This window comes from Pantoea sp. CCBC3-3-1 (genome assembly GCF_007981265.1).
Classification (GTDB): domain Bacteria; phylum Pseudomonadota; class Gammaproteobacteria; order Enterobacterales; family Enterobacteriaceae; genus Erwinia.
Map to the genome: position 1 here is coordinate 724,831 of NZ_CP034363.1, position 26,282 is coordinate 751,112.

At 56.2% G+C, this 26,282-nt stretch carries 20 protein-coding genes; 3 read left to right on the plus strand and 17 right to left on the minus strand.

Annotated elements, in window-relative coordinates; translation table 11 throughout:
- Positions 1-90 precede the first annotated feature (90 nt).
- Complete coding sequence (nadR, locus tag EHV07_RS03285) at positions 91-1,317, plus strand: multifunctional transcriptional regulator/nicotinamide-nucleotide adenylyltransferase/ribosylnicotinamide kinase NadR (RefSeq protein WP_147195017.1); 1,227 nt, start codon at positions 91-93, stop codon at positions 1,315-1,317.
- A gap of 249 nt (positions 1,318-1,566) precedes the next feature.
- On the opposite strand, the gene EHV07_RS03290 is transcribed toward nadR, so the two are convergent.
- From EHV07_RS03290 to EHV07_RS03315, 6 genes are all read right to left on the minus strand, one after another.
- Positions 1,567-1,869: a contact-dependent growth inhibition system immunity protein gene (locus EHV07_RS03290; RefSeq protein WP_147195019.1), complete on the minus strand. Its 303-nt coding sequence runs from the start codon at positions 1,867-1,869 to the stop codon at positions 1,567-1,569.
- Between the two features lie 3 nt (positions 1,870-1,872).
- A complete protein-coding gene (locus tag EHV07_RS03295) occupies positions 1,873-2,706 on the minus strand; it encodes an RNase A-like domain-containing protein (protein WP_147195021.1) in 834 nt (277 codons plus the stop codon).
- A gap of 81 nt (positions 2,707-2,787) precedes the next feature.
- Positions 2,788-4,065 carry an MFS transporter gene (locus tag EHV07_RS03300; protein WP_147195023.1) on the minus strand — a complete coding sequence of 426 codons (1,278 nt, stop codon included), beginning with the start codon at positions 4,063-4,065 and terminating at the stop codon, positions 2,788-2,790.
- Entirely contained in the window at positions 4,058-5,209 is a 1,152-nt protein-coding gene (locus EHV07_RS03305; RefSeq protein ID WP_147195027.1) for a mandelate racemase/muconate lactonizing enzyme family protein, read from the minus strand. The genes EHV07_RS03300 and EHV07_RS03305 overlap by 8 nt, the downstream gene beginning before the upstream one ends.
- Before the next feature lie 238 nt (positions 5,210-5,447).
- Positions 5,448-6,089, minus strand: coding sequence for a hypothetical protein (locus EHV07_RS03310; RefSeq protein ID WP_147195030.1), 642 nt, complete (start codon positions 6,087-6,089; stop codon positions 5,448-5,450).
- A gap of 412 nt (positions 6,090-6,501) precedes the next feature.
- Entirely contained in the window at positions 6,502-7,503 is a 1,002-nt protein-coding gene (locus EHV07_RS03315; protein ID WP_147195033.1) for a zinc-binding alcohol dehydrogenase family protein, read from the minus strand.
- Positions 7,504-7,600: 97 nt separating this feature from the next.
- Here EHV07_RS03315 and EHV07_RS03320 point away from each other — a divergent pair, with 97 nt between their 5' ends.
- Positions 7,601-8,497, plus strand: coding sequence for a LysR family transcriptional regulator (locus tag EHV07_RS03320; RefSeq protein WP_147195036.1), 897 nt, complete (start codon positions 7,601-7,603; stop codon positions 8,495-8,497).
- A gap of 40 nt (positions 8,498-8,537) precedes the next feature.
- Here the strand turns inward: EHV07_RS03320 and ettA are convergent, their stop codons facing one another.
- From ettA to EHV07_RS03375, 11 genes are all read right to left on the minus strand, one after another.
- A complete protein-coding gene (gene ettA / locus EHV07_RS03325) occupies positions 8,538-10,205 on the minus strand; it encodes an energy-dependent translational throttle protein EttA (RefSeq protein WP_147195039.1) in 1,668 nt (555 codons plus the stop codon).
- Between the two features lie 172 nt (positions 10,206-10,377).
- Complete coding sequence (deoR, locus tag EHV07_RS03330; RefSeq protein ID WP_147195041.1) at positions 10,378-11,142, minus strand: DNA-binding transcriptional repressor DeoR; 765 nt, start codon at positions 11,140-11,142, stop codon at positions 10,378-10,380.
- Positions 11,143-11,275: 133 nt separating this feature from the next.
- On the minus strand, positions 11,276-11,974 hold the full coding sequence (gene urtE, locus EHV07_RS03335; protein ID WP_147195044.1) for an urea ABC transporter ATP-binding subunit UrtE: 699 nt from the start codon (positions 11,972-11,974) through the stop codon (positions 11,276-11,278).
- 1 nt (position 11,975) lies between these two features.
- Positions 11,976-12,767, minus strand: coding sequence for an urea ABC transporter ATP-binding protein UrtD (urtD, locus tag EHV07_RS03340; RefSeq protein ID WP_147195047.1), 792 nt, complete (start codon positions 12,765-12,767; stop codon positions 11,976-11,978).
- Positions 12,760-13,836 carry an urea ABC transporter permease subunit UrtC gene (gene urtC, locus EHV07_RS03345; protein WP_147195049.1) on the minus strand — a complete coding sequence of 359 codons (1,077 nt, stop codon included), beginning with the start codon at positions 13,834-13,836 and terminating at the stop codon, positions 12,760-12,762. The genes urtD and urtC overlap by 8 nt, the downstream gene beginning before the upstream one ends.
- On the minus strand, positions 13,836-15,410 hold the full coding sequence (urtB, locus tag EHV07_RS03350) for an urea ABC transporter permease subunit UrtB (RefSeq protein WP_147195051.1): 1,575 nt from the start codon (positions 15,408-15,410) through the stop codon (positions 13,836-13,838). The genes urtC and urtB overlap by 1 nt, the downstream gene beginning before the upstream one ends.
- 144 nt (positions 15,411-15,554) lie before the next feature.
- Positions 15,555-16,823 (minus strand): urea ABC transporter substrate-binding protein, encoded by a 1,269-nt coding sequence (gene urtA, locus EHV07_RS03355; protein ID WP_147195053.1) that lies wholly within the window; start codon positions 16,821-16,823, stop codon positions 15,555-15,557.
- Between the two features lie 25 nt (positions 16,824-16,848).
- Positions 16,849-17,550, minus strand: a complete 702-nt coding sequence (locus EHV07_RS03360) for a GntR family transcriptional regulator (RefSeq protein ID WP_147195055.1) — start codon at positions 17,548-17,550, stop codon at positions 16,849-16,851.
- Positions 17,551-17,557: 7 nt separating this feature from the next.
- The gene (uca, locus tag EHV07_RS03365; RefSeq protein WP_147195057.1) at positions 17,558-21,175 is read right to left on the minus strand and encodes an urea carboxylase; all 3,618 of its coding nucleotides are present in this window, start codon (positions 21,173-21,175) and stop codon (positions 17,558-17,560) included.
- Positions 21,168-22,970 (minus strand): allophanate hydrolase, encoded by a 1,803-nt coding sequence (gene atzF / locus EHV07_RS03370; protein WP_147195059.1) that lies wholly within the window; start codon positions 22,968-22,970, stop codon positions 21,168-21,170. The genes uca and atzF overlap by 8 nt, the downstream gene beginning before the upstream one ends.
- 304 nt (positions 22,971-23,274) lie before the next feature.
- Positions 23,275-23,979, minus strand: coding sequence for a cation-transporting P-type ATPase (locus EHV07_RS03375; protein WP_147195061.1), 705 nt, complete (start codon positions 23,977-23,979; stop codon positions 23,275-23,277).
- 331 nt (positions 23,980-24,310) lie between these two features.
- On the opposite strand from EHV07_RS03375, the gene sltY reads away from it, so the two are divergent.
- Entirely contained in the window at positions 24,311-26,233 is a 1,923-nt protein-coding gene (sltY, locus tag EHV07_RS03380) for a murein transglycosylase (RefSeq protein ID WP_147195063.1), read from the plus strand.
- The last annotated feature ends 49 nt before the right edge of the window (positions 26,234-26,282 follow it).

Consider the following 26,282-nt stretch of genomic DNA (forward strand, 5'->3'; position numbering starts at 1 on the left):
AGGCAGTTAACTTCTGTTGGGGCGGCATGTTCGCCCTGACCAGGCATTTTATCATCTGAAGGGTGCGCCCTTATATGCAGGAGGCATTTGATGTCGTCTTTCGAATATCTGAAAACGGCTATCCGTCATCGGGGCTATACGTTGCAGCAGGTGGCGGAAGCCAGCGGGATGACCAAGGGCTATCTCAGCCAGCTGCTGAATGCCAAGATTAAAAGCCCCAGCGCGCAAAAGCTGGAAGCGCTGCACCGCTATCTGGGACTCGAATTTCCCCGCCGTGAAAAAACCATTGGCGTGGTGTTTGGTAAATTCTATCCGCTGCATACCGGCCACATTTATCTGATCCAGCGCGCCTGTAGTCAGGTTGATGAGCTGCATATCATCATGGGCTACGACGATCCGCGCGATCGGCAGCTGTTTGAAGATAGTGCGATGTCGCAACAGCCTACGGTAAGCGACCGCCTGCGCTGGCTGCTGCAAACCTTCAAATATCAGAAAAATATCCGTATTCACTCGTTCAATGAAGAAGGAATGGAGCCTTATCCGCACGGCTGGGATATCTGGAGTCGCGGCATCAACGACTTTATGGAAAACCACGGCATCATTCCAAACCGGGTTTACACCAGCGAAGAACTGGATGCGCCGCAGTATCAGGAACATCTGGGCATTGAAGCGGTGCTGATCGATCCCAGGCGATCTTTTATGAATATCAGCGGCGGGCAGATCCGCCAGGATCCGTTCCGCTACTGGGAATATATCCCAACGGAAGTGAAGCCTTTCTTTGTGCGTACGGTAGCCATCCTCGGCGGCGAATCCAGCGGAAAATCAACGCTGGTCAACAAGCTTGCCAACATCTTTAACACCACCAGCGCCTGGGAATTTGGTCGTGATTACGTCTTTTCTCATCTGGGCGGTGACGAGATGGCGCTGCAATATTCCGACTACGATAAAATTGCGCTCGGTCAGGCGCAGTACATTGATTTCGCAATTAAATATGCGAACAAGGTCGCTTTTATCGATACCGATTTCGTCACCACGCAGGCGTTCTGCAAAAAGTATGAAGGGCGCGAACATCCCTTTGTGCAGGCGCTGATTGACGAATACCGCTTCGATCTGGTGATCCTGGTGGAAAACAATGTGCCCTGGGTGGCAGATGGCCTGCGTAGCCTGGGCAGCTCGGTGGACCGTAAAGAGTTTCAGTCGCTGCTGGTTTCAATGCTGAAGGAAAACAATATCGAGTTTGTTCATGTCGAGCAGGATAATTATGACGAGCGCTTCCTGCGCTGCGTTGAGCTGGTCAAAGGGATGATGAGCGCGTAACGGATATTCTGACAGGCTCATAAAAGAGGGAAATCGGGTCGGCGTATTCTATATCGTCAGGCCAGTGGAACATTTAGCTGAAAGGTAAGTGCGGCGGTCGTAATACTGCCACGACCGCCTGCAAGAATAACGGATGCTACAGGCTAATTTTGCATTACTCACATCCGGAGATCTCATCAGCAAATACCAGACCGATTATCTGCTTTGCCAGGTTCGGTCTTTATTGTAGCGCTTGTTAAGTTTGTTAATTCATTCAAGAGAATGAATGACTTTTTCTCTGAGAAGCCTGAGAAAATCAGTCGGCGTTGTTCCCCATAGTTCGGGTGAAAAATCGAACCCGTAACGGGCTTCAAAGTCTTCCTCAAGATTGTCACACTCGCGGTAAAACTGATCGATATCCCCGATCAAACCGTGCCTGAATGCGTCCGGCGTTTCAGCAATCCAGGCATCAATTTGTGCATCAACACTCTCACCGCTACCGAACATATCGTAATCTTGCCCAAAATAGACCGCAATTAAGCTGTCCAGTCCAAATGTATTGATATTTTTCATAAATTAAACCATTGGAAAAGCTGTAAGAATAAAATAGGGTTTCCCATGCCAGGATTCAAATTTCAGAATTATTCTGACTTGATAGCAGGCTTTAGCCTCTTTTTCCCCCCGGCTAACAGAGATGCCCGTTTGCTTTGCAAAATTCCTGTCAAAGACCATTTTTAGATTCTGCCCCGAAGGGACATTTTTTGTTAATACGGCAATCTGATTTTTGTTGTCTCGCAGGACTTTTGAAATAAGAGCTTCTGCATCCCGCATTGATTGGAAGCTACTCGACTGGGTGAGTCGTGGAGACGCCTTGAGTCTGGCCAGTAATTCTTCCGAAGTTTTACCGATATGTTTGTCAATTGTATGGCCGCCCGCTCTGCTGCCAGGAAGAGCTTCATGTGCAGACAATTTTAACCGCCCACTTTGAATTGCAATAACTCGCTGAGCGCCGATAGCGAGAGAAAAGACGAGCGGAATTGCCAGATCGACCGTAAAACCGACTTTCATCGCAGCTTTCCTGTCTGCCCCCAGTGATTCGGCTAATGAAACGGCAGAATTATAAGTGTCGGTGTCTGTATTGCGACCTGTCCAGACCTGCCTGAGTGAAGCCTGTACGGTATCAAGGCTGTGTGTTCCGACGATGACACATCCGGCTTTTGTGAGCATTGTAGGCTCGGGCGCAATACACATCGCTCCGGCACCGAACATTTCGATAATGCCACCCGCCAGGCCCAGACCTCCATACAGACGATTGCTAAGGGTTTCTCCCTCGCTGACACTTTTATCTGATAGCAAGGCTGCAAGATGTACCGGGGAGAGAATAATTTTAATGCCGTCATTATTATCCATTTAATCTAAAGCTCCTTTTATTAAAAATCATCGGGCAGTTCACTAAGCTGGCAGGCTCTCAGGCAGAGCCTGCCATCAATATCACGCGAGGGAACGCAGTTGGTTAACATTTTGCTGGCGAACAAACAGCGCCAGCAGCGCGATACCGGCGAGTGCCAGCGCGCTGGCCAACAGGAAGGCTGAAGAATAGCCGCCGCCATACTGGATTAAAAATCCGGTAATGCCCGGGGATAAAATTCCCGCCAGGTTTGCCAGCAAATGCACAAATCCACCGGCCGTGCCGATGCGTTCCGCCGGCACAATATCCTGAAGCAGCGACCAGCATGCCTGCGGCGTCATATAGGCAAATACGCTGGCCAGCGTAATCAGCGATACCGCCACCGTAACGCTGCTTGCCCAGGCCGTCAGCATGACGCAAACTGCTGCGACCGCCAGTCCACAAAAAATCACCAGCTTACGCGACAGCAGAAAATTGCCGGTCCGACGGAACAGCGCGTCCGAAATCATGCCGCCGCCGATAAAGCCAATGGTCGCGCCGAGCCACGGCAGAATGCCGATCAGGCTCATGCTTTTGATATCCAGATGCTGGAAATCGGTCAGATAGCTCGGCAGCCACGAGAGAAAGAAAAACTGGATATAGTTGAAGCAAAAGAATGCCGCAGCTACACCCAGTACCGGCAGGGAAAAAACATAACCCCAGAGTTTTGTTGGCTGAGCCGCTGCTGCAGGTGCGCGAGTGGCAGGACGTTGAGCCGCGATGGTTATCCGCTCGCGCTCGCTAACGCGAGGATGTTGCTCCGGCTTATCACGAAACAGCCATAGCCAGAACGCCAGCCAGACGAAGCCCAGCGCAGCAATCACCACAAACGACACGCGCCAGCCGAAGTGCAGCCCAACCAGACCCACTATCGGCGCGGCGACCGCTGCGCCCAGCGGCTGACCGGCATTGGTAAATCCCACTGCGCGGCCCACTTCTTTGCGTGGGAACCAGTTCGAAATTGACTTATTGGTGGTGGTGCCCATCGGGCCTTCGCCAATGCCGAACAGCACCCGCACAATCAGTAAGTGCGTAAAATTGCCTGCCAGCGCGGTCGCGCCGCAAAACAGCGACCAGATAGCGGCAGCCCAGCTAAACACTTTGCGCGGGCCAAAGCGGTCTGCGCCCCAGCCGCCGAGAAAACAGAACAGGCAATAGCCGATAAAAAAACAGCTGAACAGAACGCCCATCTGCGCATCATCGATTTGCAGATCCTTTTTCACCAGCGGTGCCATGACGGAGAGCGCGGCGCGGTCGAGGTAGTTCAGCATCCCGGCAAAAAACAGCAGCAGCGCAACGACGCTACGATAATTTTTAAACATGATGAATGCCCTCCGCGCTAAATGTGCTGTGACTCAGGGTGTGGTTGCTCAGTACATTGCTGTCCGGTTGAAAACCCAGGCCGGGCGTCTCCGCGAGGGTGAGCGTCGGGGCAAAAGCCAGCTGCGGATAAAGCAGGGCGGAGAAGCGGATAAAAGGCACTTCCAGCAGAATATCGGCAGGCAGGCTCGCCACGAGGTGCGCGGTTGCCAGTAAACCCGCGCCATAGTAAAAACAGTGTGGAACCACTTTTACACCGTGCAATTGCGCACGTTCAATGACGCGCAATGATGCAGTGATCCCACCGACTTTCGCCACGCTTGGCTGTACAACATCAACAGCCTGACTGGAGTAAAAAGATTCAAACCCCCATTCGCCCGATGCATTTTCACCGGCCGCGATGGGCGTGCCTTCACGTCGCACCTGAGCCAGCCCGTCGATATCGTCTGGCGGCCAGATCGGTTCCTCCAGCCAGCCCAGCTTCAGTTCCGCCAGCTGACGAGCACGGCGGCTGGCTTCGCTGACCGTCCACGGACAGTTCACATCGACCATTAGCGTGGCTTCTGGCGGCAGTGCCGCGCGGGCTGCTGCAATGGCTTCGTATTCCGTTTCGTGCAGCTTAAGCGTGTGGAAACCCGCCTGCCAGGCACGCTGTACCTGACGTGCGACCTCTTCTGGCTGATTGTTATAGCTGACCAGGCTGGCATACAGACCGATCTCACGGCGTCCGCCCAATAACTTCCACAGCGGCTGGCCCAGATGCTGTCCCAGCAGATCCCACAGCGCAATATCGATTGCCGACAGGGCATAGCGTACCGGACCGCTACGGCCAAAAGCATGCAGCGCCTGTTCTGCTTCTGTTGTCAGGGCAACTAACGCTTCGCGCGTTTGCGGTACGTTTTTCCCCAGGAACATAGGGATGACCAGATCCTGCAAAGCCTGAGCGGTGACCGGATTACAAAGATGTCCAAAACCTTCTCCCCAACCCTGCAAGCCGGTGTCGGTTTCAATCCGCACCAGCAGCGTTTCCATCTGCTTTAGCGCAGGCGACGCGGCATTCCATGTGGTTTCTTCTTTGATAATGGAATCGCGATCGCTTTCAAAAGGAATGCTGAGGCGAATCACCTCAATATGATGAATTCTCATGCCATAAACCTCAAAGTGTAGGGCGGTCAGTCGCTTGAAGTTATGGTTAAGATGCGTACCGACCGGCGAGATAAGAGACTGCCGGTTCAGTATAAAAAGCAGGATGAGGTGGAGCATCGTTCAGCCGCACAAGGATGGCGGCACGATGCCGGGTTAATTTTGGCATCTGGATAAGCGGCTGCGGGATGGGTCACAAAAATGTCTGCGTAGCGCAAAATGATAGCGGTGAAAGGGACGTTTATTTCTGTGAGTCTGCCCAAACAGCAGGAAGGCGATCATGGTTTGTCAGCCATTCGTTCAGACAAGGATCGATCCAGTTAATGACTGCTACGCCTGTTGCATGTTGAACGGGCAGTAGGGGCGTTAGCCACAGTAAGGGTTCATGATGGAAAATTCTGTTGCGTAAATCCCTGATCCGATTCAGGGCCACCGAAATAGTACGCCGCTGCCGCTGGGGTTTTGGACAGTGTGCAAATACCAGGCGTAGGTCTTTCCAGAGCATATCCTGATAGCGGGTATTAAACAGTGAGCTCCAGAACCCGAATGTCAATTCGGCGATCATTTTGTCCGCGGTTTGCTGCTCATGTCGTCGAAGCAGTTTGGTACTGGCAATGACAATTTCTTTATTTTGCCAAATGAAAGCGGGCTCGTTCGTCCAGGCCTCCCACCAGTCAGCCCGTTGATAAAGCAGACTCAGGCGGTTATGGATCCCATTACGCAGGGCGATTTCTAAAACATTGAGTAGAGGAACCATTGCTTCGGCAAGATGGAGATTATTAGCATAATCGATTGCAGCTTTGTCCTTTTCTCCACTGCGTGCAGCACGATAGCGCCCCAGTCTGGCTGAGGAAAAATGTTTTTCCAAATCGTCCCAGTCCATTTTTATCTCCTTTTAATTATTGTACCGCGCTGTTACTATCGATCCGCAGCCCTGGGCTACGTCCTCTCCCAGCTATCATACTGGTGATGACACCAGGTTCGTTTTGGCCTTGTTGTACAAGGCCGCCTGATTCAACAGTAAACCCGCCCTCAGGCGGGTTTACTGTTTCTGATCCTCTGATCCTCTGATCTGTCCTGGGCGACCATTCCAGCCGTTTATACATAAAGATGCAGCCTGGGCTTACCTGCCACCGTCATCCATTCAGCATTAAATTTTTAAGCAAAAAGAGAATATCTCGCAGAAGAAAAGTTTATTTTTACGAGCGAGCTCGAAGGTAAAATGAAGGGCAGGGAGAAGTAGAGAGAATAAAAATATTGCAGAAATTAACGGGCGGCTCGGCGCCCGTTGCTCATCAGTAAACCATCACCACTTTACCGCGCATATGGCCTTCCAGCACCAGACGGTGCGCTTCGGTCAGCGTTTCCACACTCAGGCCCTGCAACGTTTTGCTTAATGACGTGGTGATTTTGCCTTCGTCCAGCAGCTTCGCCGTTGCATTCAGGATCTCTCCCTGGCGGGCGATATCCGGTGTGGTATACATGCTGCGGGTATACATAAATTCCCAGTGCAGCGCCGCGCTTTTTAGCTTCAGCTGATCCATATTGAGCGGCTTCTCGTTTTCTACAATGGTGCAGATCTGGCCCTGCGGCGCAATCAACTGTGCCAGCGTATCCCAGTGACCATCGGTATCGTTCAGGCAGAAAATGTAATCCACCTGCTTCAGACCCTGTTTTTCCAGTTCGGCCGGCATATCCTGATAATTGATCACCAGGTCAGCACCGCGATCTTTACACCACTGAACGGAGTCCGGGCGGGAAGCTGTCGCTATCACTTTGACTTTGCTGTGCAGTTTGGCAAAGGGGATGGCCAGCGAGCCAACGCCGCCAGCGCCGCCAACGATCAGCAGCGTTTTATCTTCCGCCGCCTGGTCGATGTGCAAACGGTCAAACAGTCCTTCCCATGCCGTTAGCGCCGTCAGTGGAATAGCTGCCGCTTCCGCCCAGTTCAGCGAGGCTGGCTTATGACCGGTGATGCGGGCATCGATCAGCTGATGCGTGGTGTTGCTGCCCGGACGAGTGATGTCACCCGCATAGTAAACTTCATCGCCTGCCTTGAAACCACTGACTTTACTACCCACATCCAGCACGACGCCACTGGCATCCCAGCCAAGAATACGCGGCTGTTGCAGGCCGCTTTTTTGGGCGCCTTTATGCACTTTGGTGTCAACCGGGTTGACCGAAGCGGCTTTCACTTCCACCAGCAGATCGTATTCGCCGGGGGTGGGCTGTTCGGGATGGATTTCGATAAAGCGATCCGGTTTTTCTGGATTAACAGCGATTGCTCTGATTGTCATAACACCTCTCCTGTATGTTGTGTTATTGAGTGTAGAAGCTAAGCAGGCTAATGATAAGCCGTACAATTACTAACGAAGCGTTCGTTTCAGGTGAACAATAATGTTTAAACAGCTGCAGGATATGGCCCTCTTTGCCATGGTGGCCGAATGCGGCAGTTTTACCGGGGCAGCCAAACGCGCGGGGCTGCCCAAGTCCAGCGTCAGTCAGCGTATCAGCCAGCTTGAACAGATGCTGGGACTGCGTCTGATTAATCGCACAACCCGCCAGCTCAATCTGACGTTTGCTGGTGAGCGCTATCTGGTGCATTGCCAGGAAATGTTGCAGGCCAGCGAGCGCGCAACAACGGCGATCGAACGGCTGCGGGATAACCCCAGCGGCCGTTTGCGCATCACTTCACCGGCCGGGATCGGCGCCACGCTGCTGGCGCGTTTTAACACGGCTTTTCAACAAGTATATCCAGGCGTGACGCTGGAGGTCTCGGTTTCTGACCAGCTGCGTGACATCGTGCAGGAGGGTTACGATATTGCCCTGCGTACCGGACAGCCGCAGGATTCGTCGCTGATCGGCAGACGCATTGGCTACTGCGATCGTTTGCTGGTGGCGTCACCGGACTATCTGGCGCAGTTCGGCGCAATCGAACATCCTCAGCAGCTGGCAGAGCATCGCTGCATTGCTCATCAGGCGTGGAACGAATGGTTGCTGAAAAAAGAGGAAGAGTATTACCGCTGGCTGCTGCCGCTGATTCATATGACCGACAATTTGGTCTATGCGCGCGAATGTGCGCTTCAGGGGGCAGGCATCACGTTGCTGCCGCGTTTTTTATGCGATGAATTACTGGCGTCGGGTGAGCTGGTGGAGGTCTTACCGGAATGGAAGGTGGCAGGTAACGAGCTGTGGCTTGTTTATCCCAGCCGCAAACTTAACTCGCCCGCGCTGACGCGGTTTGTTGAATATGCGCTCACGTCACCGGTGTTTCGCGAGTTTTATCAGTAGTTATAAAAAAGGGCGGATTTCTCCGCCCTTAATCATCATCTTACTTGGTCATACGCTTGTACTTGATGCGTTTTGGCTCAAGTGCTTCTGCACCCAGCGTCCGCTTCTTATACTCTTCGTATTCGGTAAAGTTACCTTCAAAGAACTCGATCTTGCCTTCATCCTGATAATCCAGAATGTGCGTGGCAATACGGTCCAGGAACCAGCGGTCATGCGAGATAACCATCGCGCAGCCCGGGAACTCCAGCAGGGCGTTTTCCAGCGCGCGCAGGGTTTCGATATCCAGGTCGTTGGTCGGTTCATCCAGCAGCAGCATGTTGCCGCCAACCTGTAGCAGCTTAGCCAGATGCAGACGACCGCGCTCACCGCCGGACAGTTCGCCTACGCGTTTGCCCTGATCGACGCCTTTAAAGTTAAAGCGTCCAACGTAGGCGCGGCTTGGCATTTCAGTATTGCCGATGCGCATGATGTCCTGGCCGCCGGAAACTTCTTCCCACACGGTTTTGGCATTATCCATGCTGTCGCGGAACTGATCGACCGAAGCCAGTTTCACCGTCTCGCCCAGCACGATCTCGCCGGAATCAGGCTGTTCCTGACCGGACATCATGCGGAACAGCGTGGATTTACCCGCGCCGTTCGGACCGATGATGCCGACGATAGCCCCTTTTGGTACGGAGAAAGAGAGATCGTCAATCAGCAGGCGATCGCCGTAAGATTTACGCAGGTTGCTGACTTCCAGCACTTTATCGCCCAGACGAGCCCCTGGTGGAATAAAGAGTTCGTTGGTCTCGTTACGCTTCTGGTAATCGCTGTTGTTCAGCTCTTCAAAGCGTGCCAGACGGGCCTTGCCTTTAGACTGCTGACCTTTAGCGCCTTTGCGCACCCACTCCAGCTCTTTCTCAATCGATTTACGACGAGCGGCTTCGCTAGAAGCTTCCTGCGCCAGACGCGCGTCTTTCTGCTCCAGCCAGGAAGAGTAGTTGCCTTCCCACGGAATCCCTTCACCACGGTCCAGCTCAAGGATCCAGCCCGCTACGTTGTCCAGGAAGTAACGGTCGTGGGTAATCGCCACAACGGTGCCTTCGAAGTCGTGCAGGAAGCGTTCCAGCCAGGCCACGGATTCAGCATCCAGGTGGTTGGTCGGTTCGTCCAGCAGCAGCATGTCTGGTTTTTCCAGCAGCAGGCGGCACAGCGCGACGCGGCGGCGTTCACCACCGGACAGATTTGCAATTTTGGCATCCCAGTCCGGCAGACGCAGCGCATCGGCGGCGCGTTCCAGCTGCGTGTTCAGGTTGTGACCGTCGTGCGCCTGGATAATCTCTTCCAGCACGCCCTGTTCTTTGGCCAGCTTGTCGAAGTCAGCGTCTTCTTCCGCGTACAGTGCGTACACTTCGTCCAGACGTTTCAGCGCGCCGACCACTTCGCTCACGGCTTCTTCCACCGATTCACGCACGGTCTGCTCGAGGTTAAGCTTCGGTTCCTGCTCGAGGTAGCCGATTTTAATGCCGGGCTGCGGACGCGCTTCTCCTTCGATATCTTTATCGATACCGGCCATGATGCGCAGCAGGGTGGATTTACCTGCGCCATTTAAGCCCAGTACGCCGATTTTCGCGCCCGGGAAAAAGCTCAGGGAGATATTTTTCAGAATATGACGCTTCGGCGGAACCACTTTGCCGACGCGATGCATGCTATAGACGAATTGAGCCACGTTAGGATGAGCCTCTTGGTGTCTGTGTAGTAACCGGGGCATTCGCTGCCCACTCAGATCACGAAGTTTAGCTGGTTTCCCCCGGTAATCACAGCCGTACCCGCGTATCTTTAGGGCCAGCGCCCGTCAGTTGTGCGGTTTGCCACAAAGGAAGGTGGCTTTATGACCGGATTCAGGGCGAGTAATGCGCTACACCCAGCTGTTGCAGCCGCTGCGCCAGCGTTTTTGGGGCGGGCTCGTCGCTAATTAAGCTGCTAAACAGGCTGAGTTCGCCGATTCGTGCAGGCAGCACTTTGCCGAATTTGCTGCTGTCGGCTACCAGAAAAGTGGTGCTTGCGCGTTGCATTGCCTGGTGCTTCATCGGCAGTTCATTCAGGTTGAAACAGGTCGCGCCCTGCTCAATATCTACGCCTGCGGCAGAAATAAACGCTTTGGCCGGGCAGAGATTATCCATGACCGAGCCAGGCCCAAGCGGCGTGAAAATCGCATTGTCGGCATGGTACTCACCGCCGTTGAGGATCACCTTGCAGTGGGGTTTCTCTTTCAGCGCCAGGAAAGTATTTACCGCGCAGCAGATAGCGATAAAGGGCAGCTGGTTATCGATGGCGTCGATGATCCACGGCATGGTGGTGCCGCAGTCAAAAAAGACCGTATCGTCCTTTTGGATCAGGGAAGCGGCCAGCTGACCCAGCCGCCGTTTTTTTTCAATATTATGCGTCTGTTGATCGGACACAAAATAGTGTTGCTGGGTCGTTTTTGGATCGCTGACCAGATAGCCGCCGAGTAATACCACCGCTGAAGGATGTTCGCTGATATCACGACGGATAGTCATTTCAGAAACGCCCAGTAACGAGGCTGCTTCCTTCAGGTGGATCTTGTCGGTGCGCTTCAGCGCCAGCGCCAGTTTTTTCAAACGCTCAACGCGGCGGGTTTCCATGGTCGGTTTCCTGAGTTGGTCATTTTCAACGCCGCTGTGCACCCTAAAAAAACTCATATTTGAATAAGTTGCGAAGAGATCGGCAGGCAGAGCTTAATCTTACCTGCATTGAGAAAGGCCCGCAAACCGGTTGCTAAATCGCCACCAGCCCGCGCACGCCATCGCCTTCCATTGTTTCTCCACGGCCACGCTGTACGATCTCGCCGCGCGACATAACCAGATAGCTGTCGGCCAGTTCGGCGGCAAAATCGTAAAACTGCTCTACCAGCAGGATCGCCATATCACCGCGCTGAGAAAGCTGACGGATCACCGCACCGATTTCTTTGATCACCGAAGGCTGGATCCCTTCAGTCGGTTCATCAAGGATCAGCAGCTGCGGTTGACAAGCCAGCGCGCGGCCAATCGCCAGCTGCTGCTGCTGGCCGCCGGACAAATCGCCGCCCCGGCGCTGTTTCATCTCCTGTAACACGGGAAACAGCTGGTAGATCTCTTCCGGCACCTGTTTCGCTTTAGCGCCGGAAAAGCGGGAGAGCCCCATCATCAGGTTTTCTTCGACCGTCAGGCGTGGAAAAATCTCCCGGCCTTGCGGAACGTAAGCGATGCCCGCCTGTACGCGCTGGTGAGGTTTGCGGCCGTTGATAATCTGCTCCTGCCAGCGGATGGTGCCGGATTTTACCGGGATCAGACCCATCAGGCATTTCAGCAAGGTGGTTTTGCCCACGCCGTTACGGCCAAGCAGGCAGGTGATCTCGCCGGGCTTCGCCTCAAAAGAGAGGCCGCGAAGAATATGGCTGCCGCCGTAATATTGATTCAGTTCAGATACCTGTAACATCTTAGCGCCCCAGATAAACGTCGATAACCTGCTCGTTAGCCTGCACCTGGCGCAGCGATCCTTCCGCCAGAACCTGCCCCTGATGCAGAACCGTTACGCGATCGGCAATGGTTTCCACAAAGCCCATATCATGCTCGACCACCATCAACGAATGCTGACCGGCCAGGCTACGAAACAGCTCGGCGGTGTATTCTGTTTCCGCGTCGGTCATGCCCGCCGCGGGTTCATCCAGCAGCAGCAGATGCGGATCCTGCACCAGCAGCATGCCGATCTCTAAAAACTGCTTCTGGCCGTGCGAGAGCAATCCCGCAGGCCGGTAGCGATCGGCCCCCAGACGCAGCAGTTTCAGCACGTCATCAATGCGATCGCGCTGTTCTCCGTTTAGCCTGCTGCGCAGACAGGCCCAGACGGATTTGTCAGTTTTAAGCGCAATCTCCAGGTTTTCAAACACCGTAAGCGCTTCAAAAACGGTCGGCTTCTGGAATTTTCTGCCAATGCCAATCCGGGCGATTTCCACGGGTGAAAGGGTAGTGAGATCGGTGCTCTGATCGTAAAAAACGCGACCGCTATCCGGTCGGGTTTTGCCGGTGATCACATCCATTAACGTGGTTTTTCCCGCCCCGTTGGGGCCGATGATGCAGCGTAATTCGCCCACGCCGATGTGCAGCGACAGGTTGGTCAGCGCCTGAAAACCATCAAACGAGACGTTAATATTCTCCAGCAGCAATACCGGATCGGTTTGCTGACGATGGCGATCCGCAAGGTGAGGCTGGGTAAAAAGTTGATCAGTCATGTTTCCTCCGGCGCAGCAGACCGACCACGCCACGCGGCAGAAACAGCGTCACGAGGATAAACATCAAACCCAGGAAAAACAGCCAGTATTCGGGAAAGGCGACGGTAAACCAGCTCTTGGCACCGTTGACGATCCCGGCACCGAGCAGCGGCCCAATCAGCGTGCCGCGACCGCCTAATGCCACCCAGATTGCCGCTTCAATCGAGTTGGTTGGCGACATCTCACTGGGATTAATAATGCCCACCTGCGGCACGTACAGCGCACCTGCCAGCCCGCACAGCACCGCCGACAGCGTCCAGACAAACAGCTTGAAGCCTTTCGGATCGTAGCCGCAGAACATCAGCCGGTTTTCCGCATCACGCACGGCGGTCAGCACGCGGCCGAATTTGCTGCGGGCCAGCGCAAAGCCAATGGCAAGGCTGGCCGCCAGCAGCAGTACCGTGGCCACAAACAGGCCGATGCGCGTACTGGTCGCGGTAACGGGAAAGCCAAGCAGCGTGGTGAAGCCGGTAAAGCCGTTGTTGCCGCCAAAACCGGTTTCGTTGCGGAAAAACAGTAGCATGCCCGCCCAGGTCAGTGCCTGGGTCATGATCGAGAAATAGACGCCTTTGATTTTTGAGCGGAAGGTAAACCAGCCGAACACCAGCGCCAGCAGGCCCGGCACCAGCACAATCAGGCACAGCGCCCAGGCAAAATGCTGCGTGCCTGCCCAGAACCACGGCAGCTTATTCCATGATAAAAACGACATAAAGGCGGGCAGGGCATCGCCAGCGGCCTGGCGCATCAAATACATGCCCATCGCGTAACCGCCGAGCGCGAAAAACAGGCCATGGCCCAGCGACAGCAGGCCGGCGTAGCCCCAGACCAGATCCAGCGCCACGGCGACAATGGCGTAACAGAGAATTTTACCGACCAGCGTCAGCGTATAGGTGGAAAGCGCCAGCGGGTGATCGGCAGGCAGCAGCGCCAGAAAAGGCAACAGCAGCAGCGCGATCGTCGCCAGCGCGCCGACAGCAATACTGAGGCGCGGCGCTTTGCGGGTGAGTGTAAGCGTTACAGGTTGCGTCATCAGTCGATTACCCTGCCTTTAAAGGCAAACAGTCCCTGTGGCCGTTTCTGGATAAACAGCACGATCAGCGCCAGCAGCAGGATTTTGCCCAGCACGGCACCGATTTGCGGTTCAAGGATTTTATTGAGGATGCCGAGGCCGAAAGCGGCCACCACGGTGCCAGCCAGCTGGCCAACGCCGCCGGTTACAACCACCAGAAACGAGTCGATAATGTAGCCCTGACCGAGTTCCGGGCCGACGTTGCCGAGCTGCGACAGCGCCACGCCGCCTAAGCCCGCTATCCCGGAACCCAGCCCGAACGCCAGCATATCGACGCGGCCGGTAGGCACGCCGCAGCAGTCGGCCATCGCGCGGTTTTGCGTGACCGCCCGCACGTTCATTCCCAGACGCGTTTTGTTCAGCAGCAGCCAGGTAAGGATCAGCACGCCAAACACGAACAGGATCACCGCGATGCGGTTATAAGGCAGCACCAGGTTAGGCAGCACCTGCATGCCGCCCGAGAGCCACGGCGGATTCGCCACTTCCAGGTTTTGCGTGCCGAACAGCACCCGCACCAGCTGGATCAGCATCAGGCTGATCCCCCAGGTTGCCAGCAGCGTTTCCAGCGGGCGACCATACAGGTGGCGCACGATAGTACGTTCCAGCGCCATGCCGATGGCGGCGGTGACAAAAAAAGCCACCGGCAGCGCCAGCAGCGGGTAAAAGGCCAGCCACTCCGGCGCGACGCGCTGAAACAGCGTTTGTACCATCCACGTAGCGTAGGCACCCAGCATCAGCATTTCGCCATGCGCCATATTGATCACCCCCAGCAGGCCATAGGTGATCGCCAGTCCCAGCGCGGCAAGCAGCAGCACCGAGCCCAGCGACAGGCCAGAAAAAGCCTGGCCGAGCAAATCCCCCAGCATCAGGCGGTGGCGGATCTGTTGCAGGCCTTCAGTCGCTGCTGCCCGCACGCTGGCATCCGGTTCGTTTTGCGGCTGAGTAAGGCGCTCCAGCGCCGCCTGCGTTTGTGGATCGCTAGTTTCGCCGAGCAGTTTTACCGCCTGCAAACGAACCGCAGCGGCGGGATCGCTGATTTGCAGACCCGCAACGGCCTGAACGAGCACCGCGTGCACATCGGCATCCTTTTCCGCCGCCAGCCTGCGGCTGAGTAGCGGCAACTGGTCGGCCTGCGCCTCGTTTTGCAGCTGATGGGCCGCCGCAAGCCGCACAGCAACGTTGTTGCTCACTAACTGGTGAGCGGCCAGCGTCGTGGCGATCAGCACGCGCAGGCGGTTATTCATAAACAGTTTTTTCGTGCTGCCAGTGGGTTGAGTGGCAGCGTCGAGCGGCGTCAGCGTGCCGTCATGCAGGCTGAACGGCTGTTTGTTTTCATCCAGCACGACGTTTTCCTGGTGCAGCGCGGTGAGAAAGGGCAGGCGGGCCGCCTCCGGCGCGGCGGCCCAGATTTGTAGCAACTTAACCTGCTCCGTCCGGCTGGCGGCAGCAAAATCTGCCGCAGGTCCGGCGGACGCTACCCATGGCAGCAGCAGGCACAGCGTAAGGAGTAGCGTGAACAGTTGACGGTTTTTCATCGCAATACCTGTGCATTGAGGTTCAGAAATCAGGACGAAGAAGCTCGTTCCTGAGGATATGCCCCGTACTCAGCCATTCATGGCTGCTCTTGACGGGCCGTCCATGGCCGGTAATGTTTTGCTCCGGGCGCGCTTAAGGTCTGATTACTGCGTTGATTTCACAGGGCTATCTGGCTTCTTATCATTGCCAGCAATAAACGGGCTCCATGGCTGGGCACGGACTGGCTTATCGGTCTGCCAGACCACGTTAAACTGCCCGTTGTCTTCGATCTCGCCAATCATCACCGGTTTGTGCAGATGGTGGTTGCTCTGATCCATGGTCAGCGTAAAGCCATCGGGCGCGTTAAAGGTTTGTCCAGCCATCGCTTTGCGCACCTTATCAACGTCGGTCGTCCCGGCTTTTTCTACCGCCTGCGCCCACATATGGATGCCGACATAAGTCGCTTCCATCGGATCGTTGGTGACGGCCGAATCCGCATTTGGCAGCTTGTGCGCTTTCGCGTAAGCCCGATAGTCGGCGACAAATTTCTTGTTAGCCGGGTTATCAACCGATTCGAAGTAGTTCCATGCCGCCAGGTTCCCCACCAGCGGTTTGGTATCAATGCCGCGCAACTCCTCTTCGCCCACCGAGAAGGCAACAACCGGCACGTCGGTCGCTTTAATACCCTGATTCGCCAACTCTTTGTAGAACGGCACGTTGGAGTCGCCGTTGATGGTGGAGATCACCGCCGTTTTACCGCCAGCGGAGAATTTTTTAATGTTGGCGACAATGGTCTGATAATCGCTGTAGCCAAACGGCGTGTAGACCTCTTCAATGTCGCTGTCTTTAATACCCTTTGAGTGCAGGAACGCGCGCAGAATTTTATTGGTGGTGCGCGGATAGACATAGTCCGTTCCCAGCAGGAAGAAACGTTTTGCGCTGCCGCCATCTTCGCTCATCAGATATTCCACGGCGGGGATCGCCTGCTGATTAGGCGCGGCACCCGTGTAAAAGACGTTTGGGGACATCTCTTCGCCTTCATACTGCACCGGATAGAACAGCAGGCCGTTCAACTCTTCGAAGACCGGCAGCACCGATTTACGGGAAACGGATGTCCAGCAGCCAAAGACTACCGCCGCTTTGTCCTGCGTCAGTAACTGACGGGCTTTTTCTGCAAACAGCGGCCAGTTAGATGCGGGATCGACCACCACCGGCTGGAGTTTTTTGCCCAGTACGCCACCGTTGGCGTTGATCTCATCAATGGTCATTAATGCCACATCTTTTAGCGGCGTTTCCGAAATCGCCATGGTGCCGGAAAGCGAAGAAAGAATGCCGACTTTAATGGTGTCAGCGGCCTGTGCACCCCATGCAAAACCCATACTCACAACCGTCGCAGAAAGCGCAAAAGCCTTCAGCAGTGAACGTCTTTTCATCTGGTGAACCTCTAAAGTAATGAAATCAGGATGGTTGTTCCGGCGCTCGTGCCTGTTGCAGCATATGCAGCGTAATTTTACGGACTTCGGCTTTACTGACCGCAATATGGGCTGTCAGCTTTTGCTGGGCCTCCTCGCTTTGTTGTTGTAATACCGTCTGAAGGATGTCGGCGTGTTCCTGATAAGTCGCCTCGATACGATCGTTACGGGTGAAATCAAGACGACGGATGATGCGAATTTTTTCGGTCAGTTCGCGATGAATACGGGCCATTTCACGGTTGCCCGCGGCGGTCACCAGGGCGATGTGAAAGGCTTCGTCATGCAGCGATACCGTTTTGCCGTCCTCCAGCCGGGGCGCTTCCAGCCAGAAACTGCACGTATCGCTTAACAGCTCGCGGGTCTGATCCGATGGCAGCGAGCAGAGGCGGCGCACCGCTTCACGCTCCAGCACAATGCGTAAGTCATACAGATCTTCGAAGTGGGCGAAGTCGAATGGGCAGATCTGCCAGCCGCTGCGAAACCACACTTCGACATAGCCTTCGCGCTCCAGCCGGAACAGCGCCTGGCGTACCGGCGTGCGGCTGACGTCAAAACGCGCGGCGATTTCGCTTTCGCTGAAGCGATCGCCCGGCATCAGGCGAAAATCGAAAATGTCGTTTTTGATCGTCTGATAGACCTTTTCCGCCAGCGCTTCCGGCCGTTGTGTTCTCTGTCGCTCCGCCATCATCGCCTCTCTATTCCAGCCACAGCAGCGTGTCGCCCGGACGGACCGGGCGTCCCGACTGGCAGCCGAGGCGTTTCACTCTGCCGGCCTGCGTCGCGGTAATCGTCAGTTCCATTTTCATTGCTTCCACGATGATCACCGGTTGCCCCACCGTCACCTCGTCGCCTGGCTGCACGAGGATTTTCCAGATATTGCCGTTAAGATCGGCACTGATGGGCAGCAGGCCATCTTCCTCTTCCTCCAGGCACAGATTCTCTTCACCGGTTAGCGGTGCGCCTTCTTCCTCCTGCGCCCACAGCGCGGCCTCTACGGCGAAAGCGCTGGCCTGTTTTTCACGGAATTCGGCGATGGAAGCGGCGTTGTCGTGCAGGAAGCGGGTGTGTTCGGCGAAATCGAAAATCGTTTCTTCAATCGTGATGGTGGCGCGACCTTCGCGGAAATCGTCGCGCAGCACGTCCAGTTCAGCTTCACTCACCGGATAGAAACGCACCTGATCGAAGAAGCGCAGCAGCCAGGGTTCGCTGGCTGCGAACTGGGCGTTTTTCAGAAACTTGTTCCAGATGGGCAGCGTACGGCCCACCAGCTGATAGCCGCCCGGCGAATCCATGCCGTAAATACACATGTACATGCCGCCAATACCGACGGTGCCTTCAGCGGTAAAGGTGCGGGCCGGATTGTATTTGGAACTCATTAAGCGATGGCGGGGATCGATGGGTACCGCGCAGGGTGCACCCAAATAGACATCGCCCAGGCCGAGGATCAGGTAGCTGGCATCAAACAGCGTCTGGCGCACTTCTTCGCGCGTGCTCAGGCCGTTAATGCGCTGGATAAAATCGACGTTATTTGGCAGCCATGGGGCGCTGGCGCGAACGGTTTGCTGATAGCGCTCAACGGCACCCAGCGTGGCACTGTCTTCAAACGCCATCGGCAGATGCACCACGCGTGACGGCACTCTCATCTGACTGACATCGCCCAGCTTTTTCTCCAGCCCCAGTAGCAGGCTGAGTAACTGTTTCTGGCTGACAAGCCGGCTGTCGTAACGAATTTGCAGTGAACGCACGCCGGGTGAAAGTTCTTCAATGCCGGGCTGGCCGGTTTCCCGTATCGCCACCATCAGCAGGTGCACGCGCAGGCGCAGCGCCAGATCCAGCACGTTGTCGCCATATTCCAGCAGGATATAGTTGTCACCCGCCTGTCGGTAAACGGCGGTTGGCGTCAGGGGCGTGGCGTTGATGGCTGCCAGCACGGTGGCCGAACCATTGGCTGTTGCGGCCAGTGACGTAACCGTAAAGGTGGGCTCCGCTGTCGCGCGCAGGCTTTTCACGCTCTCCTGCTGGGCGTTTTCCAGCGCCAGCGCATCGTCAAAGCTGATGGGATGAAAGCGGATCCGGTCGCCGGGTTTCACCTGGCCCACCTTCCATAGTTCGGCTTTGGCAATCGTCACCGGGCAGACAAAGCCGCCAAGGCTCGGCCCATCACGGGTAAGAATTACCGGGAAATCACCGGTGAAATTTACCGCGCCAATGGCGTATTCACAGTCGTGAACGTTAGAAGGATGCAGCCCCGCCTCACCGCCATCCGGCCGCGTCCAGGTGGGTTTTGGCCCCACCAGCCGTACGCCCAGCCGGTTAGAGTTGTAGTGAACCTGCCATTCGCTGGCAAAGAATTCATCAATGGATGCCTGCGTGAAGAAATCCGGCGCGCCGTGGGGGCCATACAGCACGCCAATCTGCCATTCGTCACCGTAAACGGGGATCAGCGCCGCATCGGGTATTTGAGGTTCACTAACCGGCGCGGGCGTGGTGCAGGCCGCCAGAGTAGGTTGGGAGATGGCCAGCATATCCGCCACGCGCAGCGTGCGCCCGGCGTGACCGCCAAACTGCCCCAGCGCAAACGTTGAACGGCTGCCAAGATATTCAGGCACGTCAAAACCGTTGCGCACGGCCAGATAGGTTCGGCAACCTTTCTGCGCGCGGCCCAGCGTCAGCGTCTGACCGGCTTTCACCTCAACCGGCTGCCAGTACGCCAGCGAGACCTCATCCAGCGTGGCCGGGCACTCTGCGCCGGTCAGCGCAATCACCGTATCGCTGTGAAAGCGTAGGGTCGGGCCTTGCAGCGTAAACTCCAGCCCGGCCGCTTCTTCGGCGTTGCCGACAATGCGGTTAGCCAGGCGAAAGGCGAAATCGTCCATCGGGCCGGAAGGCGGGACGCCAATGTCCCAGTAGCCGAGGCGGCCCGGATAATCCTGAATGCTGCTCCAGGTGCCGGGCTGAATCACCTCAATCACCTGTGCCGCTGGCGTGAAGTCGTCCAGCCAGCGCGTCCATACGTCGCCATGCGTGAAGGCGTCGGTCGCCACGATTTGCCGCAGGTAATCGAGATTGGTCGCAATGCCGTGCAGCCGGGTTTCATTGAGCGCATCGCGCAATTTTGCCAGCGCCGCTTCGCGATTCTCCGCGTGCACGATCAGCTTGGCAATCATCGGATCGTAGAAGGCGGAGACGTCGGTGCCGGTCGAAACCCAGCCATCAACCCGCACGCCTTCGGGGAAGCAAACTTCGGTCAGTACGCCGGGGCTGGGCTGAAAGTGCTTCAGCGGATCTTCGGCGTAGAGACGCACTTCAATTGCTGCGCCCTGTGGCTTCTGCGTCATTTGCGCCCAGTTTGGCTCTTCTCCCGCCGCCACGCGCAGCATGCACTCCACCAAATCCAGCCCCGTCACGCATTCCGTGACCGGGTGTTCCACCTGGAGGCGAGTATTCACCTCGAGAAAAAAGAATTCGTTGCGGCCGGCATCATAAATATATTCAACGGTGCCGGCGCTGCGGTAGTTGACCAGCTCGCCCAGCTTGACCGCCGAAGCCAGCAGTGCCGCACGGGTTTCCGGCGTCAGGCCTGGCGCGGGCGTTTCTTCCACGACTTTCTGATTACGGCGCTGTAAAGAGCAGTCACGTTCACCCAGCGCGATAACCTTGCCTTTACCGTCGCCAAAAATTTGCACTTCTACGTGGCGCGCACGGTCGATATAACGTTCAAGGAATACGCCCGCGTCGCTAAAAAACTGTTCGCCAAGGCGGCGCACGCTTTCCCACGCGTCACGCAGGGTTTGCTGGTCGGCACAGCGGGTGAGGCCAATGCCACCGCCGCCCGCGGTGCTTTTTAACATCACCGGATAGCCGATTTCCGCTGCGGCGCTCAGTGCCTCTTCCAGCGAGGCCAGCAGAGGGGTGCCTTGCGTCATCGGTACGCCAGCCGCGGCGGCCAGCTCGCGGGCACGATGCTTCAGGCCGAATTCGCCAATCTGCTGCGCGGTTGGTCCAACGAAGACGATGCCGGCGTTTTCACAGGCTTCGGCAAAGGGCAGGCTTTCGGAAAGAAAGCCGTAGCCCGGCCAGATAGCCTGCGCGCCGCTCTTCTGCGCCGCTGCGAGAATCTTATCAATGCGCAAATAGCTGTCGGCGGCTTTTTCGCCGCCCAGCGACAGGGCGATATCCGCATCTTTAACGTGTTGTGCGTTTTTATCCGCCTCGGAAAATACCGCTACGCTGGTGATGCCAAGACGCTTCAGCGTACGGATAGCGCGACAGGCAATTTCACCGCGGTTAGCGATAAGAACGGTATCAAACATGAGGGATCTCCTTGCGGTTCAACCAGTTGCGCCAGCCACCAAACTCGGTGATATCTCTTGCCTGCGCCAGCACCGCAGGCTCACAGATAAAGCCCTTTACCTGACGGCCATCCGCCAGTTCCAGCGTACCCATCCCTAATGGCGCAGGGATTTCCGCCACAAATTCGCCAAAGCGGGCCAGCGGGATATCCCATAACTCGACGATAATCGACGCGCCTGAAGCCGCTTTTGCCAGGCCAGGCTTGGGCGGATGGGTGTTCGCCAGGGCATAGAGGCGATAGCAGCCGGCCGTAAGCGTTTCCTCCACCCGCACCGCGTCTCGTGAGGTGAGCTGGTGGTTAAGCGGCATGCCGGTCAGATGGGCACCGACAACGGCGACGCGGACGTGAAGAGGCGAAGCGGGAAGCGCGGCGTGTGTGGCAGGCTGTGGCTTCTGCGTCGCGCCCAGCGGTAGCGCCAGGCTGGCCTGCCAGCGCTGACCAAAAGTCGCCAGCGCCCGATCGTACCAGGCGGGCGCAATCAGGGTGATCCCGGCAGGCAGTCCCTCTTCCCGGAAAGGGCCAGGCAGCGCCAGCGCCGACAAATCAGCAAGGTTGGTGAAATTGGTATAGGTGCCGAACTGCGAGTTGTATCGCACCGGCTCCTGTTTCATCTCATTAATGGTATGGATAGTAGGAGAGGTGGGTACCACCAGCGCATCGAACTGACTGAGGGTTTGGGCGATCTGACGGCTGAGCTCAGCGCGCAGATACTCGGCTTGGTAGGCTTCGACGGCGCTGTACTGCAAGCCTTTGGCGACAATGCTATAAACCACCGGATCCATCTCATCGGGCCGTTCCAGCATGCCGCCAACGGCCACCGTGCGTTCGGCAACCCAGGGACCGTTGTACAGCTGGTCGGCCAGCTGGTGGAATAACGAGAAATCAATGGGATGCAGCGTTGCGCCGCAGGCTTGCAGCGCCGTCAGTGATTTTTCCCATGCGGCTTCAGCCTGAGTATCACTAAAGAATTCCGGGTTAGCGGGAACGGCCAGTTTTGGCGTGGCAGATAAGGCCGCCGGTGCACAGCCTGGATTGACGCGTGAATAAGCGTCGCTGGCGTCATAACCCCCGGCGCAGCTCGCGATCTGGAAAGCATCCTCCACGGTCAGCGCAAAGATGGAAATGGTGTCGTTCAGACGGCAGGCAGGCACCACACCGGTCGCTGACAGCCAGCCTTTGGTCGGTTTGAGGCCAACGATATTATTAAATCCGGCCGGAACGCGGCCCGATCCTGCCGTATCCGTCCCGAGCGCAAAGCCCACCAGGCCGCGAGCGGTGACGGAGGCCGAGCCGGAGCTGGAACCGCCGCTAACATAGTCAGGATTAAAGGTGTTTTGCACCGCGCCAAATGGGGATCGGGTGCCGACCAGGCCGGTAGCGAACTGATCGAGATTGGTTTTGCCAATCACCACGGCCCCGGCCGCTTTCAGCCTGGCAACGACGGTAGCATCGACAGCGGCTTGATGAATAAATGCCGGACAGGCCGCGGTGGTAGGCCAGCCCGCGACGTCAATATTGTCTTTTACCGCAAAAGGCACGCCAAACAGCGGCAGTGCAGCGGGATCCTGCCGCCATGCCGCCAGCAGCGGCTCGACCTGCGCGCGGAGTTGTGCGGGTGAGGCGAGATAGAGCCAGGCGTTGTCATCGGTCGATAATTCAGCCAGCAGCGAAGAGAGCGTAGCCAGCACATCATCCGGATGCTGTTGATAGTGTTGTTGCCAGTCATTCAGGGTAAAGCCGGTGGTGAAAGCCATAGGTTGAATCCCATCTGGTATACAAGATGGGATTAGGTGAGCAAAAGCTGTGCCATAACGTTAATGCTCTGAAAGAGAAGGCTTTATTCAAAGAAGGCTGAATGGTGTGCACTATGGGTGAGCAGGGAGTGAACGAAAGAAGGGCATTTATCAACCAGCTTCAGCCGGGTGGAAATGTTTATCGGCAGCAAACAGCCCGCTTATCTTAACGCGATCCGCCAGCGCCACCAGGGTGCCGGCGGACAGGAGCGCTAATTTTGCCCGTAAACGCGCCAATAAGGATAGTGAGGCTATCGATCCGCGATCACTGATTCATTCTGCCCAGCTCGGTTTCGCTGCCGGTGGCAATAACAATCCCGGTTGCGCGACCAGCACTGACCGTCGTTCCGCAGAAAACCAGGTTATCGCGGTGACCCATCGTCACTTCAGTAGCGATGGTAGCGGTTTGTTTGCTGACCGCCATAGCGCTACCCGTCAGAGCTGCCTGATTCACCAGCAGGCTGTCTGCCTCAAGTAAACGCATATCGGCAGGAACGCCATCGCCCGCTTGCAGGACAACAATATCGCCTTCCACCAACTCGTGGGCATCAATCGTTTGCACCTGACCGTTGCGCATGACCCGGGCCTGGGGGGGCAACAGCTTTTCCTTATCTTGCAGGGCTTCCTGCGCTTTGTTTTCCTCGGTAAAACGCTTCCCTACGTTGAAAATAACGACACCACTAATGACTGCCGCGACAAACCCGTGACCCAATATGACACCCAGCCCTGCCGCAGCCAGCGGCCCGTAAATCAGCACGTTGTTAAAGTGACTGAAAAAGCGTCGTACTGTGCTTTTGTCTTTATCAGAGCAAAGCTGGTTGCGCCCCAGCTCCGTCAGGCGCAGCCGCGCTTCTTCAGCGGACAAACCGGTTTCGCTACTGTGTAATCTCTTTACTACGCAGGCGGCATCAAAGCGGTACCAGGCAAAAGCAGGCTTCAGCCCGGAGGAAGCGAAATTCTGTTGCGTCATGTCATCACCTGCATGAATCGGTAAAAGTAGGATCTCGCCACCTGTTCACCTATTAACGCTTCTGTCGTTGGTGCCGTTTAACAGCCCGAAGCGGTAACGGTGAATCCGGCGAGGATGGCAAGCCGCTATGTTGACGGAAGGCTGATTGGCGATTTTTGATCGGAATTAACCCCGATTGGGAAAGAACAACTATCGTGAAGTGATTGAGTTGCCGTTTAGGCCAGCGGAGTTTAGTAAATTAATGTGTGTAGCATAGCGAGACCGGCCAAGCCTGGTTAGCATGTGTTGAGGCAGCAACAGGACAAAGTGAGGCGTTAACGTGAGGAAAGTCATGGTGGACAAGTGGCAGTTGTGGATAGCAGGCGCCTGTTTAGCAATCGTCGCCGGCACGGCGCAGGCGGATTCGCTGGATGCCCAGCGCAGTCGCTATCTGCAAATTAAGCAGGCGTGGGACAGCAATCAAATGGATACCGTGGCGGCGTTAATGCCCACGTTGCGTGACTATCCTCTTTATCCTTATCTGGAATACCGCGAGCTGGGGCAGAACCTGGATCAGGAAAGCGGTTTTGTGATTAACGATTTCATTAAAAAGTACCCTACGCTGCCGCCGGTGCGCTCGCTTCCGTCCCGCTTCGTCAACGAGCTGGCTCGTCGTGAAGACTGGCGCGGCCTGCTGGTTTTCAGCCCGGCGGTGCCAAAACCCGTCGCGGCGAGCTGCAACTGGTATTACGCCAAATGGGCGACCGGCGAGCAGCAGGTGGCCTGGGATGGCGCAAAAACGCTCTGGCTGCGTGGCACCGCCTTGCCATCCGCCTGCGACAAGCTGATTAACGTCTGGCAGGCGGCCGGAAAACAGACGCCAATTACCACGCTGGAACGTATTCGTCTGGCGATGAAAGAGGGCAATACCAGCCTGGTAAACGCCCTCGCGAAGCAGCTGCCGGAAGATTATCAAACCATTGCCAGCGCGGTAATGGATTTGCAGAACAACCCGCAGAATGTGGAAGCTTTTGCCCGCGCCGTCGGCCCGACAGATTTTACCCGTCAGGCAACCGCCATTGCCTTTGCCAGCGTAGCGCGTGGCGATGCTGAAAATGCCCGTGCGATGATCCCCTCGCTGGTGCGTTTGCAAAAGATGAGCGAAGAAGAGGAACAGCAGCTTAACGAAGCGGTGGCGTGGCGGCTGATGGGCAATGATATCACCCCAGAGCAGGCGCGCTGGCGGGATAATGTAGTCATGCGCAGCGACGCTGTTTCGCTGCTTGAGCGGCGGATCCGCATGTCGCTGGGCAATAACGATCGCCGTGGCCTGAATACCTGGATTGCGCGTTTACCTGTTGAGGCGAAACAAAAGGATGAGTGGCAATACTGGCAGGCGGATCTGTTGCTGGAACGTGGGCGCAAAGAGGAAGCAGAAACGATCCTGCGCAAACTGATGCAGGAACGCGGTTTCTATCCAATGGTCGCGGCTCAACGGTTGGGCGTCGATTTCCCGCTCCAGGTTGATAAAGCGCCGGAGCCGGAAAGTAGCCTGACACAAGGCGCGGAAATTTCTCGCGTGCGGGAACTGATGTACTGGAACATGGATAACCTGGCCCGTACGGAATGGAGCTATCTGGTTGCCAGCAAAACCCGTCCTCAGCAACAGCAGCTGGCGCGTTACGCTTATGAGCAAAACTGGTGGGTGCTGAGCGTGCAGGCGACGATTAGCGGCAAGCTGTGGAACAGCCTTCAGGAGCGCTTCCCGCTGGCTTTCCAGGATCAGTTCCGTCGCTATACCGATGGCAAAGCGATCCCCGTCAGCTATGCCATGGCCATTGCCCGTCAGGAAAGCGCATGGAATCCGAAAGCGCGTTCGCCGGTGGGTGCCGCAGGCTTGATGCAGGTCATGCCAGCCACTGCGCAGCATACGGTGCAAACCTACAGCCTGCCGGGATACAGCAACAGCAGCCAGCTGCTGGACCCGGAAACCAATATTCAAATCGGCACGCAATATCTGGAATCGGTATACCAGCAGTTTGGGCAAAACCGTATCTTCTCATCGGCCGCTTACAACGCCGGGCCTTCGCGGGTGAAAACCTGGCTGGGAAACAGCGCCGGACGGCTGGATTCGGTCGCTTTTATCGAAACCATTCCTTTCTCGGAAACGCGAAACTATGTGAAGAACGTGCTGGCTTATGATGCGTACTACCGTTATTTCATGGATAAACCGGACAACATTTTAAGCGAGAGCGAATGGCAGCGGCGCTACTGATTTGAAGCGGGCTGTGCTATGCTGCTGTACTCGTTAACGAGTATGGGCA

What these genes read in the sequence shown, in the direction of transcription:
- nadR (WP_147195017.1), top strand. Translation starts at nt 91, where the DNA reads ATGTCGTCTTTCGAATATCTGAAAACGGCTATCCGTCATCGGGGCTAT.
- EHV07_RS03290 (WP_147195019.1), bottom strand. Translation starts at nt 1,869, where the DNA reads ATGAAAAATATCAATACATTTGGACTGGACAGCTTAATTGCGGTCTAT.
- EHV07_RS03295 (WP_147195021.1), bottom strand. Translation starts at nt 2,706, where the DNA reads ATGGATAATAATGACGGCATTAAAATTATTCTCTCCCCGGTACATCTT.
- EHV07_RS03300 (WP_147195023.1), bottom strand. Translation starts at nt 4,065, where the DNA reads ATGTTTAAAAATTATCGTAGCGTCGTTGCGCTGCTGCTGTTTTTTGCC.
- EHV07_RS03305 (WP_147195027.1), bottom strand. Translation starts at nt 5,209, where the DNA reads ATGAGAATTCATCATATTGAGGTGATTCGCCTCAGCATTCCTTTTGAA.
- EHV07_RS03310 (WP_147195030.1), bottom strand. Translation starts at nt 6,089, where the DNA reads ATGGACTGGGACGATTTGGAAAAACATTTTTCCTCAGCCAGACTGGGG.
- EHV07_RS03315 (WP_147195033.1), bottom strand. Translation starts at nt 7,503, where the DNA reads ATGACAATCAGAGCAATCGCTGTTAATCCAGAAAAACCGGATCGCTTT.
- deoR (WP_147195041.1), bottom strand. Translation starts at nt 11,142, where the DNA reads ATGGAAACCCGCCGCGTTGAGCGTTTGAAAAAACTGGCGCTGGCGCTG.
- urtE (WP_147195044.1), bottom strand. Translation starts at nt 11,974, where the DNA reads ATGTTACAGGTATCTGAACTGAATCAATATTACGGCGGCAGCCATATT.
- urtD (WP_147195047.1), bottom strand. Translation starts at nt 12,767, where the DNA reads ATGACTGATCAACTTTTTACCCAGCCTCACCTTGCGGATCGCCATCGT.
- urtC (WP_147195049.1), bottom strand. Translation starts at nt 13,836, where the DNA reads ATGACGCAACCTGTAACGCTTACACTCACCCGCAAAGCGCCGCGCCTC.
- urtB (WP_147195051.1), bottom strand. Translation starts at nt 15,410, where the DNA reads ATGAAAAACCGTCAACTGTTCACGCTACTCCTTACGCTGTGCCTGCTG.
- urtA (WP_147195053.1), bottom strand. Translation starts at nt 16,823, where the DNA reads ATGAAAAGACGTTCACTGCTGAAGGCTTTTGCGCTTTCTGCGACGGTT.
- EHV07_RS03360 (WP_147195055.1), bottom strand. Translation starts at nt 17,550, where the DNA reads ATGATGGCGGAGCGACAGAGAACACAACGGCCGGAAGCGCTGGCGGAA.
- uca (WP_147195057.1), bottom strand. Translation starts at nt 21,175, where the DNA reads ATGTTTGATACCGTTCTTATCGCTAACCGCGGTGAAATTGCCTGTCGC.
- atzF (WP_147195059.1), bottom strand. Translation starts at nt 22,970, where the DNA reads ATGGCTTTCACCACCGGCTTTACCCTGAATGACTGGCAACAACACTAT.
- EHV07_RS03375 (WP_147195061.1), bottom strand. Translation starts at nt 23,979, where the DNA reads ATGACGCAACAGAATTTCGCTTCCTCCGGGCTGAAGCCTGCTTTTGCC.
- sltY (WP_147195063.1), top strand. Translation starts at nt 24,311, where the DNA reads ATGGTGGACAAGTGGCAGTTGTGGATAGCAGGCGCCTGTTTAGCAATC.